Origin of the sequence: Shimia thalassica, from assembly GCF_001458215.1 — a bacterium.
Lineage (GTDB): Bacteria > Pseudomonadota > Alphaproteobacteria > Rhodobacterales > Rhodobacteraceae > Shimia > Shimia thalassica.
In genome coordinates, this window is the sequence record NZ_CYTW01000001.1 from 40,559 (window position 1) to 56,645 (window position 16,087).

Genomic DNA, 16,087 nt, shown 5'->3' on the forward strand with positions numbered 1-16,087 from the left:
GGATAAACAGCGAAGCGTTGTTTACCCCCAGAGGAAAGAGCGAAAACCGAAATTCGCCCGAAAAGTGATCAAAGCATGTACATAGGCGTCCGGGGGCGCCTTACGTCATTCTCACTGGCAGGAATGAAAAGGCCCATTCGTTGTAGCCCCCTTCACCACGATACCAAATGACCTCATCGGTTGCTTCTTCAGCGTGGTTCCAGCGGGGCTTCATGCCGCCTTTATAGCCCTCAACGATAAGGCGACGGCGCTTTTGGCTTCCGATGATGTCAGCGGTCAAACTGTCGATGTCCCATTTCTCTGAGATCATCTTTTCGAATTCGGCCACGCGTTCAGCCTGATCGGGGTGATCTGCAATGTTGGAAAGTTCGTCTGGATCATTTTCAAGGTCAAACATTAGCAACGGATCATGCCGGGAGTAGATGAATTTGTAATTCCCTTTGCGGATCATAAGGATCGGCGTTGGTGTTGCTTCGGCAAGGTATTCTGCGAAAACTGGACGCTCGGGATCGTCTTCTGTTTCCAGACATTGTGTGAGATCATGCCCTTCCAGCGCTTCAATCTCGCTTTGCCAGACTTCACCTTTTGCGATGCCCATAAATGTCGGCAGGAGATCAACCAGTGAGGCCGGCGTCGAAACTCGCGCAGGCGTCTGATTGGGCAGTTTCATAAGCAAAGGCACTTGCAACGCGCGTTCATAGAAGTGCTTTTTGAACCACATCCCGCGTTCCCCCAGCATTTCGCCGTGGTCCGAGGTGAAAATGATGGCCGTATCTTCGCTTCTGCCGATTGCATCCAGAGTGCCCAGAACCTGGCCGACCATCGCATCAATATAGCTTATCGATCCATAGTATGCGCGACGGGCGCGTGCGATGTCTTCGTCCTTGAACCGCAGATCAAGCATATTGAAATCTGTCAGCAAACGGCGCGAATGCGCATCGTGTTCATCCGCCGCGAGGGCAGGCACGTTCGGCAAGGGAATATCAACACCTTCGTAAAGGTCCCAATACACTTTGCGGCACAAATAGGGTTCATGCGGATGGGTGTAGGACACTTGCAGAAAGAACGGCCGTGTGTCGTCAGAGCGCGCCAGATTGTAGAGATGTTGCACGGCCTGTGCTGTTACCATCTCGTCAAAGTCGATCTGGACTGACCGTTCACAAACCCCTGAAACAAGCACGGAACGCTGATCGTTCGTATCGCGTTTGCCTTCATCGCCCCAGTTGGGGACCCAGCTGAAATCAGCTGGATAGAGGTCAGGGGTCAACCGCTTTTCAAACCCGTGATATTGATCCGGTCCGATAAAGTGCATCTTGCCGGACAGGGCCGTTTGATAACCCGCCGCGCGGAGATAGTGCGCATAGGTCGGGATCGACGCCGGCATTTCAGCGGCATTGTCATAGGCGCCAATCGTCGAGCACAGTTGACCGGCGGCCATCGAAAAGCGGGACGGCGCGCAAAGCGGAAAATTGCAATATGCGTTCTCGAACACGGTGCCGGAATTGGCCAGCGCATCAAGATTGGGTGCATGACACACCGTATCGCCATAGGCGCGCAGCGCATTCGCGGTAAGCTGATCGACCTGAATGAATAGAATGTTAGGAGAGGTCATGGTGGTTTAGCCTTTGCCGACAAGTTTGCGAAGCGCACCAATAGGGCCCGTTTCGTACCATTTTTTATGCCCGCGATCGCGTGCCGATGTGCCAAAGCTCTGGCTCACCCGGTCGATGACAATGGCAAGGAACACGATGCCCAAACCGCCAACCGTGGCGATCCCCATGTCCAACCTTCCGATGCCGCGCAGCACCATCTGACCCAAACCTGTCACCGAGATCATGGAGGCCACAACCACCATCGACAGCGCCATCATGATGGTCTGGTTCACACCGGCCATGATGGTTGGCATCGCGAGAGGCAGCTCAACTTTGTACAGTGTTTGTCGCTTGCTTGCGCCAAAGGCACGCGCGGCTTCGACCATGTCTTCGCGCACTTGGCGAATGCCGAGATTGGTCAATCGCACAACCGGAGGCAAAGCGTAAATGAACGTCACGATTACGCCCGAGACATTGCCAATTGAAAACAACATGACGATTGGAACCAGATACACAAACGACGGGATCGTTTGCATCAGATCCAGAAGTGGGCGCAGCACTGTCCAGAATTTGTCATTCCGCGCCGCCATGATGCCCAATGGAATGCCGATCAGCGAGCAGAAAATGACGCAAGTCAGGACGATGGAAAGCGTTACCATGCTTTCCTCCCATGCGCCCATCAACCCGATGGACAGCATCGAAGCGCCCGTGACCAGAGCCAGCTTGCGGCCGCCCGCCTGCCACCCGATGAGGACAATCACAGCCAGCATCAAAAGGTCTGGAGCGCCGGTCAGCGCGTCTTCCAGCCCTGTCAGAACGATGTCAAAGGGCACCTTAATGGCTTGAAAAACGAACCGAAAGTTGTCGACAACCCATTGCAATGCGGTTTCGACCCAAGTGCCAACCGGCACCCATTCCTTGTCAAAAATATTCCAGATATCCATATGTGTGCCCCTTATCCGCGCAAGGCGCGCAATGCGTCGGTGATCGTAATGATCCCCACGGGATTGTTTTCTGCGTCACGCACCGTCACAGGTGATTGGTCGTCCATAAATGTGTCTATAATGTCGCCCAATTCACTCTCGACCGGCACGGATTTTTGCGTTGGGTTTTGCCCCTCTAGAGGCGTCATGATTGTTTTTGCCCGCACAAGGCTGACGCGGCTGATGCCTTTGACAAATTCTGCCACATAGGCGTCTTTGGGGTTGGTGACGATTTCTTCGGGAGTTCCGGTTTGAACGATAACCCCGTCATTCATGATGGCGATGTGGTCGCCCATGCGGATCGCCTCGTCCAGATCGTGAGTGATGAAAACCGTGGTCTTCTTCACCTTCTTGGACAGGTTCAGAAACTGGTCTTGCAATTGCCGGCGGATCAACGGGTCCAGCGCCGAGAACGGTTCGTCCATAAGCAGGATATCGGGGTCCGCCGCCAGCGCCCGGGCAAGGCCAACACGTTGCTGCATGCCGCCCGAAAGTTGATCTGGGTAATGGTCTTCCCACCCCTGAAGGTCCATGGCGGCCAGTGCTTGTTCGGCGGCTTTGCGGCGTTTGGCCAAAGGTACATCGCGCACCTCAAGCCCGAAGCCGACGTTTTGCGCCAGTGATCGATGAGGCCACAGGGCCATATGTTGAAACACCATACCAATGGATTCAGCACGCAATTGGCGCAGCGCGGCTTCGCCCATCGTGTCGACGCGATGACCGGCGACATGGATTTCGCCAGCGGTGGGTTCGATCAAACGGTTGATGTGTCGAACCAGAGTGGATTTGCCAGAACCAGACAGGCCCATGATGCAAAAAATCTCGCCCTTTTTGACGCTAAAACTCGCGTCACGCACCCCCAGAACACAGTTAAAGCGATCGCGCACTTCCTCTTTTGAAAGTCCTTCGTTTTGAACGGCCTGAAGGGCTTCTTTTTCGTTGGCGCCGTAAATCTTCCAAAGGTTGCGACATTCAATTTCTACGTCAGGCATCGTGACCTTCTCTCATTAAAGAAAAAGAAGCACCGGTTTCCCGGTGCTCCAAGGTTCAGGGAGGATTATTGTGCTGCCTTGGCCGCTTCTGCGACCCAAGCATCGAATTGTGACTGGTTTGCAGCAACCCAGTCTTCCGCATGGCGGCGGAAGTCTTCAACGGTGTCTTCACCATCGCGCAACTTGACCTGAGCGGCGTTGACCGCAGAAATCGGGATTTCAACAGTGTTCAGGAAGGCAGCCGCAGCAGGGTTGTCTTCCATGAACTCTTTGTTCGCGACGACATAAACGTCATTGATTGCGAAACCGACATCCATTGCTTCTTCGGTGGATTGCACGCCGATCTGCACTACATCCGTTCCGGGAACCAGAACGTCACTGATCCAGTTGGGGGTCCATGTGTAATAAAGGATTGAAGCCCCTTCATTATAGCGCGTGATTGTATCGGCCATAATCGCGAAATAGCTGCCCTGATCGTGATGCACGGTGTCACGTAGGTCCAGATTATCGATGTGGTCTTCAATTTTGAGTTCGCAGCCCCACCCGGGGTTGCAGCCGGACAGGTTTGCTTTGCCGTCGCCGTCGCTATCGAACAAACCCGCTACGGCCGGATCAGACAATTGTGCGATGCTGGTGATGCCATGAGCCTCGGCAGTTTTTTTGTCGATATAGAAACCCTGACCGGCGCCAGTGATGACCGCGTGTTCGCGAACCATGACAGCGTCGCCGCCGGATTTGTCAAAGAACTGATTGTGCAGCGGTTGCCAGTGGTTCACCGTGTAAGACGCGTCACCGGAAGCGACGGCAAGGTGCATGGCGGGGAAATCTGCTTCGCGGGTTTCTTCGACTTCATAGCCCAATGCCTCAAGGCCCAGCTGGACGACCATATGCTGGAACCACGCGTTTGCAGGGTTTCCTTTGATAGGCTCAACCGTGACGCCTTTTCCCGGCATATCTTGTGCAAATACGCTGCTGGCAAAAGCGATTGCTGCAACAGCTGTGGTTATTTTTAGTTTGTTCATCTTATCACTCCGCTGATGTGGTCGTCTTGATTCCAAACCAAGCTATCGGATTTGTTTTGCCCGTATAGTTGCTGATAAGGCATCACTGTGTTAACCATTGCTTTATGGTAAACCTTCGAAAAGATGTTCATTTATTAAGAAATGTGGTGGCATTTCAAGCAGCTTCGCGTTCCGAGAACTTTACAAAGGCCGCTGCAGCGCTTGGGGTGTCGCGCGTTGCTGTAAGTCGTCAGATTGCTGAACTGGAACACGCTATTGGCCAAAAACTGTTTTCGCGAAACCATCGAATGGTTGCTTTGACCCGTAACGGCGAAGTCTTTGCGAAAGAGGTCAATCCGGCCTTGGACGCGATTGCGCAGGCTTTGGCAAACCAGCGTGCGGATGCTTCTGACGCGCGGCTTTCGGTAACGGTGACTTCTGCTTTCGCGACCTATTGGCTGATGCCGCGCTTGATTGATTTTGGGGCCCGTTTCCCTGATATCGAGGTGAATTTGGTCGTTTCGGACAGGTACATTGATATTGATGCAGAAGGCATTGATGTGGCGGTACGGTATGGCCCCAAGGCGCCAACCGAAGCGGGGTGGTGTCCTTTGGTCCAAGAAGCGATTTTTCCCGTTTATAGCCCTCGCTATGCCGCGCGCACCCCTTTGAAAAACGAAGGTGACCTGCGTCAGGAGCGTCTTTTGTTCCTGTCGGGGAAATATCGTGCAGAGGCGCGTTGGCAGCATTGGTTCTCTGAACGCGGGCTAAATCCGCCAGAGGAACGACTGGGTGTTTCGGTGAATACCTATATCAACATGTTACAGGCCGCGATCGAAGGGCAGGGGATCGCTCTGGCGGGGCGTCCTCTTGTGGATACATTTCTTGAGGATGGCTCGCTCATTGCGATGGCGGATATTCCTGCCTTGGAGAGAGACAGCTATTATCTGTACTGCAGGCAAAACCACGAAAACGCGAAAATATTCAGCGACTGGATCGAAGCGCAATTTGATACAGATCGACATCCGGATGGTAAGGAGGTAAGCCCGGTTCCAAACAAGTGAACCGGGCCTTCATGCGCAATCTGCGGATCATGACCTGAAAGTCTGACGTGCGCCGGTCTGGCACTGTTCCTACAATGCAGGATCTGTTGCGCCCGACGACTCTTAAATGCGCTTTCTGGAGGTAGCTCAGAAGTTGACCCTGTCTCCGCCCTTCAAATCAAGAAGCTCTCGCGCCTCGTCTGGCGTGGCCACTTCACATCCGAGTTCTTCGACGATGCGGCGAATTTTGGCGACTTGCTGTGCATTGCTTTCGGCCAGCTTGCCGCGCTGGATAAACAGGCTGTCTTCCAGTCCAACACGGACGTTGCCCCCCATCTGCGTGGCGGTGGTGCCTAGCGACATTTGTGATCCGCCAGCACCCAGAACCGACCAGCGGTAATCGTCACCGAACAGACGGTCGGCGGTGCGCTTCATGAATACAAGGTTGTCGATCTCAGGCCCGATGCCCCCGAGAATGCCAAAAATGAACTGGATGAAGACCGGTGCCTTGAACAGGCCGATGTCCATGCAGAATTTCAGGTTATAGAGGTGTCCGACATCATAGCATTCATGCTCGAACTTGATGTCATGGGGCGCTAGGGTTTCGGCCGCTTCTTTGATGTCGCGGAAGGTGTTGCGAAAGATGTTGCCGTCGGAGTTGGCGACATAGTCTTTTTCCCAGTCAAACTTCCAGTCGTCATCCTTGTACCGGTTGGCCAGCGGGTGAAACGAGAAGTTCATAGAGCCCATGTTCATCGAACACATCTCTGGGCTGAATGTCTTGGCCGGATTGATCCGGTCTTGAATCGACAATGTCAGCGAGCCGCCTGTCGAGATGTTCACAACTGCGTCTGTCGCCTGTTTGATCCGCGGCAGGAACGGCGCGAAGTCTTTGACGTCGACCGAAGGTGCGCCGGTTTCGTTATCGCGCGCATGCAGGTGCAGGATCGAGGCACCAGCCTCGGCCGCATCCATCGCTTGCTGTGCGATATCGTCATAGGTGTAAGGCAACGCGTCCGACATGGTGGGCGTATGGATCGCCCCCGTGATGGCGCAGGTGATGACGGTTTTCTTTTGGCGTGCCATTGGGCGTGCTCCTCAGGATTTGTCTGTTTTGCCAGGTGTAATCACACGATAGCCCAGCGGAAAAAGTTGGAGGTCGAACCGGCTGCGGATCAGGCCCCAGATCCCTTTTGGCGCCTTCAGCATCATGACGATGGCCACCACGCCCAGAACGATCAGGTAAATGGTGCCCAGATCGGCCAGCGTTTCACGCAAGGCGAAGAAAACAAGCGTGCCGATAATCGGGCCTTCGATGGTGCCGATGCCGCCGATCACAACAATGAAGATCACAAAGGCGGTCCAGTCGTTGACGCTAAAGGCGGCGTCCGGCGAGATCCGAAGTTTTTGCAGAAAGATCAGCGCGCCGATCATGGCAGTCAGCGCCGAGGTCACCACATAGACGATGAACTTTGTGCGCCAGATGTCGATGCCAAGGCTGCCCGCGGCCAGTTCGTTGTCACGGATTGCCGTCAAAGCCAGCCCTTTGCGCGAACGCAGGAAAAGGTAGACGGCGCTGATGACAATCACGGCGGCCCCAAGGGCCAACCAATAGCTGATCGACTCGCGCATCGCCCGTTTCGATGCCAGCGATTTTACAATGGCCACAGGTAGAGAGGACCCCGAGCCACCGCCAAGAGACGAGATTTGTGCGAACCCGAGGCGGAACACTTCGGCGATCACCCATGTGCCAATCGCGAAATAGGCCCCGCGCAACCGGAAGATCAAAACCGCTACGGGAACTGAAATCAGGGCCCCCAAAACACCCGCGCCAGCAATCGCGGCAATCGGGTGCAATCCGGCAAACATCGTCAGTGCAAACAGCATATAGCCGCCAAATCCAACAAAGGCCTGTTGGCCGACGGACACCAGTCCGGCATAGCCCGCCATCAGGTTCCAAAGGCTTGCTAACGCGAGATAGAGAAACAATTCTCCCATCAGCCGCATGTCGGCGCGGCCTGCCCACCATGGGGCGGCCACAAGAGTGATAAGGATGAGCGCGCCCAGAATGGCCGCGACACGGGCCGCATTCGAAGAGCGGGTGACGTTATAATCCTGCAAGGTCATTATGAAATCCTCGGGAAAAGACCGTTGGGACGGATGGCAAGAATAAGAAGAAAGGCGAGGTGACCGGACAGGATCTGCCAACCCGGATCGATCTTGGCCCCCACTGTCTGAGCCACGCCAAGGATTACACCTCCGACCAATGTGCCCCAAAGGTTGCCAAGCCCGCCGATGATCACGGCCTCAAAGCCAAAGATCAGGCGCCCTCCGCCGATGGAGGGATCAAAGCTGGTGCGGATACCAAGCAGGATGCCCGCAATGGCCGTCACCCCCAGCGCCAGCGCCATGGCGACCCCAAAGATATGGCGACGGTTCAACCCCATCAGCTGGGCAATGTCCTGATTATCCGAAACCGCGCGGAAGGCGCGGCCCAGTGCCGTGTGATAAAAGGTCCATTGCAGGCCCCAGATCACCGCGACGGCCACCGCGAAAGTCAAAACCGGCAGTACGCCGAGGTTGAGACCGCCCACGGCAACGCTGGCGGTTTCCAGCGCACCGGCATCCATCTTTTGCGGGTCGGCGGAGTACACTTCCAAAAGACCGTTCTGGATGATCACACTGAGCCCGAAAGTCACCAGCAGCGGTGGCAGCAGATCATCGCCCAGCGTTTGGTTCAACAGGCCACGTTGCAGCACATATCCGATCACACCCATCGTCGGGACAACCAGAACCAGCGCGAGCAATGGATGCAGCCCGGTCGCGGTGGTGACCGTCAGCCCCAGATAGGCCGCCAGAATAATCATGTCTCCATGAGCGATATTGACCAGTCGCATAACCCCGAAGATCAGCGACAATCCTGCGGCAAACAGGGCGTATAGCCCGCCCAGCAAAGTGCCTTGTACGATTGCATTCAGCCAGTCCATGTTATTCGATCCCGAAATAGGCACGGGAAATATCCTCGCGCGATACAGTATCCGAGGCGCCTTCCAGCGAAACGCGCCCCTCTTGCAGGCAATAGACACGAGAGGACACGGACAGCGCTTTGCTGATGTCCTGCTCTACGATGATCGCGCTCATGCCTTCGCCGATGATGCCCGGCAGGGCTTCGTAAATGTCTTTGATGATAATTGGCGCCAATCCGAGGCTGATCTCGTCAAAGAGGATCAGATCCGGGTTCGCCATCAGCGCGCGACCAATCGCAACCATTTGTTGCTGCCCGCCTGAAAGCGAGGTCGATTGCTGATCCTTGCGCTCTTCAAGAATGGGAAACAGCTTGTAAACAGCGTCCAGATCCCATGGCCCTTTGCGGCCGACCTGTGCGCCGATCATCAAGTTTTCACGCACGGAAAGCGACGGAAACAGCTGTCGACCTTCGGGCACCATGGCCAGACCTTGCACGGCGATCTCGTCTGCCCGCTGAGCGCTGATGTCTACTCCGCGGTATTTGATTTGCGCTGGGCCGTTGGACAGCAATCCGGTGATGGAGCGCATAAGCGTGGTCTTGCCTGCCCCGTTGGAGCCGATGATCGCAAGCACTTCGCCTTCCATGACCTTCATGTCGACGCCATAGAGCGCCTGAAAATCACCGTAATGGGCATCAAGCCCGTGTAACTGAAGAATGGGCTCAGGCATCGGCTTCAATCCCCAGATAAATCTCTTTCACTTCGGCGCTGTTCATGATCGCGTGTGGTTCGCCTTCTGCGATCTGCTTTCCGAAATCGATGACGATCAACCGGTCCACAACTTCCAAAAGGGCGTGCACCACATGTTCGATCCAGATGATCGTCACACCGGAGGCATGAATGTCCTTGATCGTCTGTACCAGCGAGGTGCATTCGGCCTCGGTCAGGCCACCGGCGATTTCGTCCAGCAGCAAAAGCTTTGGTTTGGCACAAAGTGCGCGTGTCAGCTCGAGCCGCTTGCGTTCCAGCAAGGTCAGGCTTCCGGCAAGCACATTGGCCTTGGGCAACAATTCGGTTTGTTCCAGCACCCGCAGGCAAAACCGTTCGGCTTCATGCCCATGCAGGCCAGCGGATTGTGTTGCAGCGATCATCGCGTTTTCGAACACGGTCATGCCGGAAAACGGCTGCGGCACCTGAAAAGATCGCGCGATTCCTGCGTGGCTGCGACGGGCCGCATTCCATTTGGTCACGTCCTGACCCGCGAACAGCACCTTCCCCGAATTCGAAGGCAGGGTTCCCGTGATCAGGTTGAACATTGAGGTCTTGCCTGCCCCGTTCGGACCAATCACCCCCAAAGCGTCGCCTTCCTGCACCTCGTAACTGAGCGCATCCGCGACAGTCACTGCGCCAAAGGCTTTGCTCAGTTCGTCAAGTTTCAAAATAGCACCCATGGTATCCTCACCAGATGATTGGGCGGCGCTTTGGGCGCCGCCCATTGGGATTTAGCCAAGCAATTTCAGCTCGCCCGTCAGCGGGATGTTCGGGGCGGCCGAGTTGGCCACGATTTTCAAATCCATCGCGTCCCCGTCCTGTTGCCACTGGCCAGCGACCAGAGGTGTTTTGGTGACGTTGTTGATCGGCCCGTTTGCCCAGTTCACATTGCCCACGATGGTGTCGAGGTTTGTGCCGTTGATGGCCGCTACGATGGCTTCGGGATCTTCAAGGTCGTCTGCCCGTTTCACCACATCCGCGACGACTTCGAACAACGCGTGTTTAAAGCCGATTGGCTGTGTCCACGGGCGGCCGGACGCGGCTGCGTATCCCTCGGCAAGCTCTTTTGACGATGCACCCGACAGGGAGGAAGAGAAGGGATGGTTCGGTGACCACCAGACTTCGGACGAGAGGCCATCGCCACGCGCGCCGAGGGATTCGATGACAGATGGGAACAACAAGGCCTTGCCGATTGTCACGATCTTGGGGTTGAACCCCTGTTGTGCGGCCTGCGCCCAGAACGTGGCGAAATCCGGGGCGATCATATTACCGGTTACAATCTCGCAGCCAGCTTCCTTGAAGGCGGCAATATAGTTCGAGAAGTCATCTGAAAGAGGCTGATACCGGCCCGGATCGACCAGATCGTATCCCGCTGCGGCCAATGGTTTGGGCAGGCCCAGTTCAGGGTGGCCCCAAGCATTTCCATCAGCATCATTCGGGAACAGCCCACCAACGGATTTAGACACACCCGACTGGCCCCACATGTCGAGGAACGCGCCGATCACATCTTCAAGACCCCAGAAGAAATGGTAGGTCGATGCAAACCCTTCACCCGGCACTCCGTTGCGGCCAAAGAAATAGGGCTGCCAGGGGCAATCTGTTGTGATGCAGGGCACTTCGTTGACTTCGGCCTGATCTGCAACCGGGTTCACCGTGTCGGGGGTCGAGGCTGCAACGATGATGTCGACCTCATCGCCAAGGATCAGATCAGCAGCCACTTCGGCGGCACGGTTGGGGTTCGACTGGCTGTCTTTCGAGATGATCTCGACGTTCCAGGTCTTGCCGTTGTTGTTGATACCGCCCGCAAAGGCCTTTTCGATACCGGCCAGCACATAATCATCCGCCTCGGCAAATCCGGCGAGGGGGCCGGTGCGGGGGCTGACATGGCCGATGCGCAAGGTCGGCGTGGCGGCATAGGCGCGCGAACTTTTCAGGATGGCTGGGGTCGCAAGAGCTGCGCTGGCGCCAAGCAGGAATGACCTGCGGGATGTGGTCTTCAGTTTCATTTGATGTTCCTCCCTTTTGCCGACCTCCTCGTCGACAAATCTGTTTAGTTTTCCAGTATGGTTTCCAGCTTTCTCAGGTGGCTGGCGACCTTTGCTCGGACGGCGTCGGCCTCTTCGTCCGTCCATTTCCGAAAGCCCTGACCCGACTTCATGCCCAGCCGCCCCTCGGCGACGAGTTTTTCGAGATAAGGAGATGGCCCTTGGCGGCTTTCGAGGTCGTGCAGGACGTTTTCGTGGATATCGAGCGTCAGGTCGGTGCCCACGAGGTCGGCATTCTCCAGCGGGCCAAGCACGGCCAGCCGACGCCCGAAACAGGACTTCACCACGGTGTCGACATCCTCGGCTTCGCAGATGCCGTTATCGACAAGGCTCACTGCTTCGCGCCAAAGTGCGTGCTGCAACCGGTTGCCGATGAAACCCGGCACGTCCTTTTCAACCATCACCGGCGTTTTTCCGGCATCGGCCAGCAGGTCGAACATGTCCTGCGCGACCTTCGGGTCGGTCCATTCGGTTTTCACCACCTCGACCAGCGGGATCAGATGCGGCGGGTTCCACCAATGCGTTCCCACGGCTCGGTTTTTCAGTCGCAGCTTTGACATGATCTGCGTGATCGGCATCACGCTGGTGTTCGACGCAAGAATGCAGGTGTCGGGCGCATGTGCTTCGATCGCGGCGAATATCGTCTGCTTCAGGGCCAGTTTTTCTGGGGCCGCCTCGAACACGACATCTGCACCGCGCACCGCTTCAGCAGTGGTGTCCAGTATCTCGATCATTTTCAGAGCGTCGGCGATGGTGGCTTCATCATCGCCCATGGCAGACATGCTGTGGCGGATGCGATCAGATACCGTTGCGCGGGCTTCTTGAAAGGGGTCCGTGACCGTCACATACTGACCCGCCTTTGCCAGTGTAAGGGCAATGCCGTGCCCCATAAGGCCTGCACCAATGACGGCGATTTGTTGTTTTTTCGCTTCCATCGATCAGCCCGCCGTATAGCCACCGTCGGCATAGAGAATATGCCCGGTGTAAAAGTCGGATGCTTTCGACGCGAGGAAGAGAAGGGGCCCTGCCAGATCTTCGGGTTCACCCAGACGCCCGACCGGAACACGCGCAAGGAACCCGTCGCGGACCTTCTTCGCATCTTCGTTGTCTTCGAACATCCACCCCGTCAGGGGCGAGCGGAAAACCGTGGGTGCGATTGCGTTGACAGTGATGCCCGCCGCGCCCAGTTCGCATCCAAGCGCCTTGGTCAGCCCGTCGGTTGCGGCTTTGGACGCGCAATAGGCCGTATAGCCCGCCGGATGGCCCAAAAGCCCGCGCGCAGAGGAAACCAGAACGATCTTACCGCTGCCTTGTTTCTTCATCTGACCAGCTGCCGCACGCGACAAAAGCCAGGTCTGGTTCACATTGGCATCCATGACCGATGTAAACGTTTCGGGTGCCATGTCATTGATCAGGGCAACCTTGTTCATGCCCGATGCCACTACCAGAATGTCCAGCTTGCCATAGGCTTGGACCGCTTGGGCGACCAGCCCGTTACAGATGTCTTCATCCGTTGGTCGCGTGTTGATCGCTGTCACATCCGCGCCCATGTCGCGGCATTCTTTGGCGATCTCGTCCAGCGCGGTCTGATTGCCCGCAACCAGCACCAGCTTGCAGCCAGCACCGGCCAGAATACGGGCCGCCACCATGCCAAAGGCACCCGAGGCACCGGTGATGAGGGCGACGTTACCTTTCACGTCGAACATGGACAAAGGGTTTGCCATTACGTTCATTTCAACTCTCCGGAGGGTAGGGGATGACAACCAGCATTTTGCTGGTCTGGTTTGACCGGTTTTCCAGAAGGCGCACTTCGCCTGCCGGAATGGTGCAACTGTCGAGTGGGCCCAATGTGGTGGTGTTGCCGTCAATGGTCAGGGTCATCTCGCCTTCGAGGACCACATAGACCTTCTCGAAGGGGGTTGAATCCGGACCGGCCCCACCTCCGGGAAGAAACTGGCTGTAGCCCACCCATTGGTTTTCAGGGCCGCCCTGTTCGAAACCCTGCAAACGCAGGCCGTAGCACCCGAAATGGTTCGGGGCCTCATAGGGCTGGGCATCTTTGAAGCGCTTAATGTGCATGTTTCTCCTCCCGAAACGTCACAGAAAAGACGGCCGCCGGTTGCCCGGCGACCAGTCAGGGAGTGTTCAGAATTCTTCACCCGCTTCGATGCGGTAGTTCTGGCCTTTGTCGGCAATCGCAACCAAGCGGATGATGCAGCCGTCGCCGCGGTCCCAGTTCCAGGGGAAGAAGGCAAAGGTCACGCGTTTTCCGGTGACCGAATCCAGATCGCCGCCAACGTTTTCAATGCCCATAATGCCGTTCGAAAACAGGGTGTTGTGCACAGGTTCCCACTCTGGGAAGTCATCTTTCCAGTCGTTGCCGCCAGACCATTCTTTGTACTCTTCTTCCAGATGCGGAAGGATCGGGCCGTTGCGCTGTGGGCCAATGGCCGTGGCAAGCGGATGGTCGTTGGCCTGGGTGTCGTGGCCGACAACCTTTACGCCCTTTTCAACCATCCAGTCCGCGGCGGACTGAACAAGACCGGGGCAATAGGCAAAGTAATCGCCATCTTCGTACTGTTTGTGCCAGCCGGTGTTGATGATCAACACGTCACCTTTGCGGATGGCATGACCACAGGCTTTTTCCAGATCGTCGCCGGTGATGGATTCCCATTTTTTCTTGGGAATAGACACGACCAGACCAGAGCCAAAGAAATGCGGCAGCGGCACTTCATCAATGAAAGGCGTGCCCTGTACCACGTGCGCGGGCGCATCGATGTGCGTTGTGACGTGCATTGTTGTAGTGATCGTCTGGCTCAACACGCCAGATTTGGCCATGTAGTGTTTCCGGTCGATCTGAACGTCTTTGAAGTAAGGCCAGTTTGGACACTGGTAACCAAACCTGTGACTCAGGTTCACAAACTCCAACCCCATGTCGTTATCGTCATTGGCCTGGAACTCGATGCCGCGAATTTCAACCATTGGGCACATCTCCTCTGTTCGCCGGAATCCCGGCGTTTTTGGTTTCAAACTGTCAGGGTGGCTCCTCCACCTGTCTCGCATAGTGATGCATGCGCACCGCATTGCGGTCAAGATAAAAGTTCACTATGCGGTTGACATGTATCGCAATGCGGGACAGAAATGAACACAACACCCCCAGCGCACGAGGCGGCGCTCCATTAAAAGCAAAGCGGCTATATGTCTGAAAATAATTCGAAAAGCGACAGATCCGGAATTCAGGTTATCTCCCGTGCAGCATCAATTCTGCGGGTTCTGAAGGAGGCGCAATCTGGTATGAGCCTTGGGAAAATCGCAGAGCAGGTTGGTTTGCCCCGCTCTACGGTACAGAGAATCACCAGCGCATTGGCTGAAGAGAACTTTGTCATCAGCGATGCTCAGGGCGGTGGTCTAAGACTGGGTCCGGAACTCAGTTCATTGGCAGGAGCGGCGCAATACAACATTGTTGAACACTGCAGATTGCTTTTGAACGAAGTGACCCAGAAAACCGGAGAGACCACAGATCTGGCCGCAATTCGTGGTATTGGAATGGTATTTCTGGATCAGGTTCCGGGAACGCACCGGCTCACAACCGTCTCAAAGGTCGGAGAAGCCTTTCCATTGACGTCAACGGCCAATGGCAAAGCGTGTCTCGCCAAAATGGATCGGGATGAGGCGATCAAGCTGATCCGCAATGAATGGGATCGCAACGGCATTAAGCAAGATCTGCCCCAGTTTCTCGAGCAGCTTGAAGATATCCGCAAGTCTGGCCTCGCCTATGATCTGGACGAGCATTCCTCGGGCGTTTCGGCGATCGGGTTTGCCTTTTGGGACTGGGCCGGAGATTTGCACGCCATCTCGGTGCCGGTGCCGTCAACACGTTTTGCCGAGCAAAAAGCAATCATCGAAAAAACCCTCTACGACACGAGCGTGAACATCCAGCGCACCTTTGAATAGACAAGTCAGTCGGCTTGGGGCTGCCCTGCAGGCATTTCAGGATATTCCAAAAGGCAAAGACCGGCGCGGCCCTTTGCCTTCACCTTTGATCTGACGATCCCGCAAGAAGATGCGACGCGACGATCAAACCTTCCCAGATCGTGTCCAATGCCTCGCCAAGGGATCGATCCGGTTCATGCTCCCAAAGGTGTATGGCTCTGGCTGTAACGTTGGTGACGTTGCTTGCAACTGCGGCGGCAACCTGGCGGTTTTCGACACGCGCCATCAGACACTCTGTCAGGTCATCACGTTCAATGGTCAGAAATCCGTCAAGGATACCGCGCGCTTTTTCGTTGGATCGAAGGACTTTTCCCACCATGCGAAGAATGTTGTCTTTCTTTGCCAGTGTTTCCATGTGCTTGTCCAAAAATCGCTTCAGGTCTTCGGTCAAAGGTGCCGTTCCATCGCGCAGCGCTGCCTTGTCTTCCTCATGGAACCCCGGCGGGGTGCCGATCGCGGCAGCTTCCTTGTTTGTAAAATAGTTGAAGAACGTGCGCGTGCTGACACCTGCGGCGGCGGCGATTTCTTCGGTGGTTATGTTTTCAAGGCCGTTTTCGATAGCCAATTCCAGAGTCGCAGTCTGAATGGCGTGTGCAGTTTCCTGCCGGCGTTTTTGGCGTAACGAAAGTGTCAACGATCAATCCTTGCATAGTGTGCAAACTTTGCATAGTAGGCATTATTACTGCTGAAAAGTCAAGGAT

17 protein-coding genes are annotated in these 16,087 nt (G+C 55.8%); 2 read left to right on the top strand and 15 right to left on the bottom strand.

From position 1 onward, the window contains the following. Positions 1–100: 100 nt before the first annotated feature. From betC to proX, 4 genes are all read right to left on the bottom strand, one after another. The gene (gene betC / locus PH7735_RS00115) at positions 101–1,612 is read right to left on the bottom strand and encodes a choline-sulfatase (RefSeq protein WP_058309318.1); all 1,512 of its coding nucleotides are present in this window, start codon (positions 1,610–1,612) and stop codon (positions 101–103) included. A 6-nt stretch (positions 1,613–1,618) separates the two neighbouring features. Further along, complete coding sequence (locus PH7735_RS00120; protein ID WP_058309319.1) at positions 1,619–2,536, bottom strand: ABC transporter permease; 918 nt, start codon at positions 2,534–2,536, stop codon at positions 1,619–1,621. 11 nt (positions 2,537–2,547) lie between these two features. Then, positions 2,548–3,567, bottom strand: coding sequence for a quaternary amine ABC transporter ATP-binding protein (locus tag PH7735_RS00125; protein WP_058309320.1), 1,020 nt, complete (start codon positions 3,565–3,567; stop codon positions 2,548–2,550). Positions 3,568–3,632: 65 nt separating this feature from the next. Further along, positions 3,633–4,589, bottom strand: coding sequence for a glycine betaine/L-proline ABC transporter substrate-binding protein ProX (proX, locus tag PH7735_RS00130; protein WP_058309321.1), 957 nt, complete (start codon positions 4,587–4,589; stop codon positions 3,633–3,635). Positions 4,590–4,735: 146 nt separating this feature from the next. Here proX and PH7735_RS00135 point away from each other — a divergent pair, with 146 nt between their 5' ends. Continuing rightward, complete coding sequence (locus tag PH7735_RS00135; protein ID WP_199534960.1) at positions 4,736–5,632, top strand: LysR substrate-binding domain-containing protein; 897 nt, start codon at positions 4,736–4,738, stop codon at positions 5,630–5,632. 126 nt (positions 5,633–5,758) lie between these two features. On the opposite strand, the gene kce is transcribed toward PH7735_RS00135, so the two are convergent. The 10 genes from kce to PH7735_RS00185 all read right to left on the bottom strand — a co-directional run bounded on the left by kce (position 5,759) and on the right by PH7735_RS00185 (position 14,375). Beyond that, entirely contained in the window at positions 5,759–6,697 is a 939-nt protein-coding gene (kce, locus tag PH7735_RS00140; RefSeq protein ID WP_058309323.1) for a 3,5-dioxohexanoate:acetyl-CoA acetone transferase, read from the bottom strand. Positions 6,698–6,709: 12 nt separating this feature from the next. Next, a complete protein-coding gene (locus PH7735_RS00145; protein ID WP_058309324.1) occupies positions 6,710–7,738 on the bottom strand; it encodes a branched-chain amino acid ABC transporter permease in 1,029 nt (342 codons plus the stop codon). Further along, positions 7,738–8,598, bottom strand: coding sequence for a branched-chain amino acid ABC transporter permease (locus PH7735_RS00150; protein WP_058309325.1), 861 nt, complete (start codon positions 8,596–8,598; stop codon positions 7,738–7,740). The genes PH7735_RS00145 and PH7735_RS00150 overlap by 1 nt, the downstream gene beginning before the upstream one ends. A gap of 1 nt (position 8,599) precedes the next feature. Beyond that, entirely contained in the window at positions 8,600–9,307 is a 708-nt protein-coding gene (locus PH7735_RS00155; protein ID WP_058309326.1) for an ABC transporter ATP-binding protein, read from the bottom strand. Beyond that, positions 9,300–10,028 carry an ABC transporter ATP-binding protein gene (locus tag PH7735_RS00160; RefSeq protein ID WP_058311068.1) on the bottom strand — a complete coding sequence of 243 codons (729 nt, stop codon included), beginning with the start codon at positions 10,026–10,028 and terminating at the stop codon, positions 9,300–9,302. The genes PH7735_RS00155 and PH7735_RS00160 overlap by 8 nt, the downstream gene beginning before the upstream one ends. A gap of 51 nt (positions 10,029–10,079) precedes the next feature. Then, on the bottom strand, positions 10,080–11,354 hold the full coding sequence (locus PH7735_RS00165; RefSeq protein ID WP_058309327.1) for an ABC transporter substrate-binding protein: 1,275 nt from the start codon (positions 11,352–11,354) through the stop codon (positions 10,080–10,082). A 44-nt stretch (positions 11,355–11,398) separates the two neighbouring features. Next, positions 11,399–12,328: a 3-hydroxyacyl-CoA dehydrogenase family protein gene (locus PH7735_RS00170; protein WP_058309328.1), complete on the bottom strand. Its 930-nt coding sequence runs from the start codon at positions 12,326–12,328 to the stop codon at positions 11,399–11,401. Positions 12,329–12,331: 3 nt separating this feature from the next. Then, positions 12,332–13,126 carry an SDR family NAD(P)-dependent oxidoreductase gene (locus PH7735_RS00175; RefSeq protein ID WP_058309329.1) on the bottom strand — a complete coding sequence of 265 codons (795 nt, stop codon included), beginning with the start codon at positions 13,124–13,126 and terminating at the stop codon, positions 12,332–12,334. 1 nt (position 13,127) lies between these two features. Next, positions 13,128–13,472, bottom strand: coding sequence for a cupin domain-containing protein (locus tag PH7735_RS00180; protein ID WP_058309330.1), 345 nt, complete (start codon positions 13,470–13,472; stop codon positions 13,128–13,130). Between the two features lie 66 nt (positions 13,473–13,538). Further along, positions 13,539–14,375 carry a cyclase family protein gene (locus PH7735_RS00185; RefSeq protein WP_099272362.1) on the bottom strand — a complete coding sequence of 279 codons (837 nt, stop codon included), beginning with the start codon at positions 14,373–14,375 and terminating at the stop codon, positions 13,539–13,541. Positions 14,376–14,591: 216 nt separating this feature from the next. On the opposite strand from PH7735_RS00185, the gene PH7735_RS00190 reads away from it, so the two are divergent. Beyond that, on the top strand, positions 14,592–15,347 hold the full coding sequence (locus tag PH7735_RS00190) for an IclR family transcriptional regulator (RefSeq protein ID WP_058309332.1): 756 nt from the start codon (positions 14,592–14,594) through the stop codon (positions 15,345–15,347). 79 nt (positions 15,348–15,426) lie between these two features. Here the strand turns inward: PH7735_RS00190 and PH7735_RS00195 are convergent, their stop codons facing one another. Next, a complete protein-coding gene (locus tag PH7735_RS00195) occupies positions 15,427–16,020 on the bottom strand; it encodes a TetR/AcrR family transcriptional regulator (protein ID WP_058309333.1) in 594 nt (197 codons plus the stop codon). Positions 16,021–16,087 lie beyond the last annotated feature (67 nt).

Coding starts and splice junctions, on each gene's coding strand:
- betC (WP_058309318.1), bottom strand. CDS start 1,612: ATGACCTCTCCTAACATTCTATTCATTCAGGTCGATCAGCTTACCGCG.
- PH7735_RS00120 (WP_058309319.1), bottom strand. CDS start 2,536: ATGGATATCTGGAATATTTTTGACAAGGAATGGGTGCCGGTTGGCACT.
- PH7735_RS00125 (WP_058309320.1), bottom strand. CDS start 3,567: ATGCCTGACGTAGAAATTGAATGTCGCAACCTTTGGAAGATTTACGGC.
- proX (WP_058309321.1), bottom strand. CDS start 4,589: ATGAACAAACTAAAAATAACCACAGCTGTTGCAGCAATCGCTTTTGCC.
- kce (WP_058309323.1), bottom strand. CDS start 6,697: ATGGCACGCCAAAAGAAAACCGTCATCACCTGCGCCATCACGGGGGCG.
- PH7735_RS00145 (WP_058309324.1), bottom strand. CDS start 7,738: ATGACCTTGCAGGATTATAACGTCACCCGCTCTTCGAATGCGGCCCGT.
- PH7735_RS00150 (WP_058309325.1), bottom strand. CDS start 8,598: ATGGACTGGCTGAATGCAATCGTACAAGGCACTTTGCTGGGCGGGCTA.
- PH7735_RS00155 (WP_058309326.1), bottom strand. CDS start 9,307: ATGCCTGAGCCCATTCTTCAGTTACACGGGCTTGATGCCCATTACGGT.
- PH7735_RS00160 (WP_058311068.1), bottom strand. CDS start 10,028: ATGGGTGCTATTTTGAAACTTGACGAACTGAGCAAAGCCTTTGGCGCA.
- PH7735_RS00165 (WP_058309327.1), bottom strand. CDS start 11,354: ATGAAACTGAAGACCACATCCCGCAGGTCATTCCTGCTTGGCGCCAGC.
- PH7735_RS00170 (WP_058309328.1), bottom strand. CDS start 12,328: ATGGAAGCGAAAAAACAACAAATCGCCGTCATTGGTGCAGGCCTTATG.
- PH7735_RS00175 (WP_058309329.1), bottom strand. CDS start 13,126: ATGAACGTAATGGCAAACCCTTTGTCCATGTTCGACGTGAAAGGTAAC.
- PH7735_RS00180 (WP_058309330.1), bottom strand. CDS start 13,472: ATGCACATTAAGCGCTTCAAAGATGCCCAGCCCTATGAGGCCCCGAAC.
- PH7735_RS00185 (WP_099272362.1), bottom strand. CDS start 14,375: ATGGTTGAAATTCGCGGCATCGAGTTCCAGGCCAATGACGATAACGAC.
- PH7735_RS00190 (WP_058309332.1), top strand. CDS start 14,592: ATGTCTGAAAATAATTCGAAAAGCGACAGATCCGGAATTCAGGTTATC.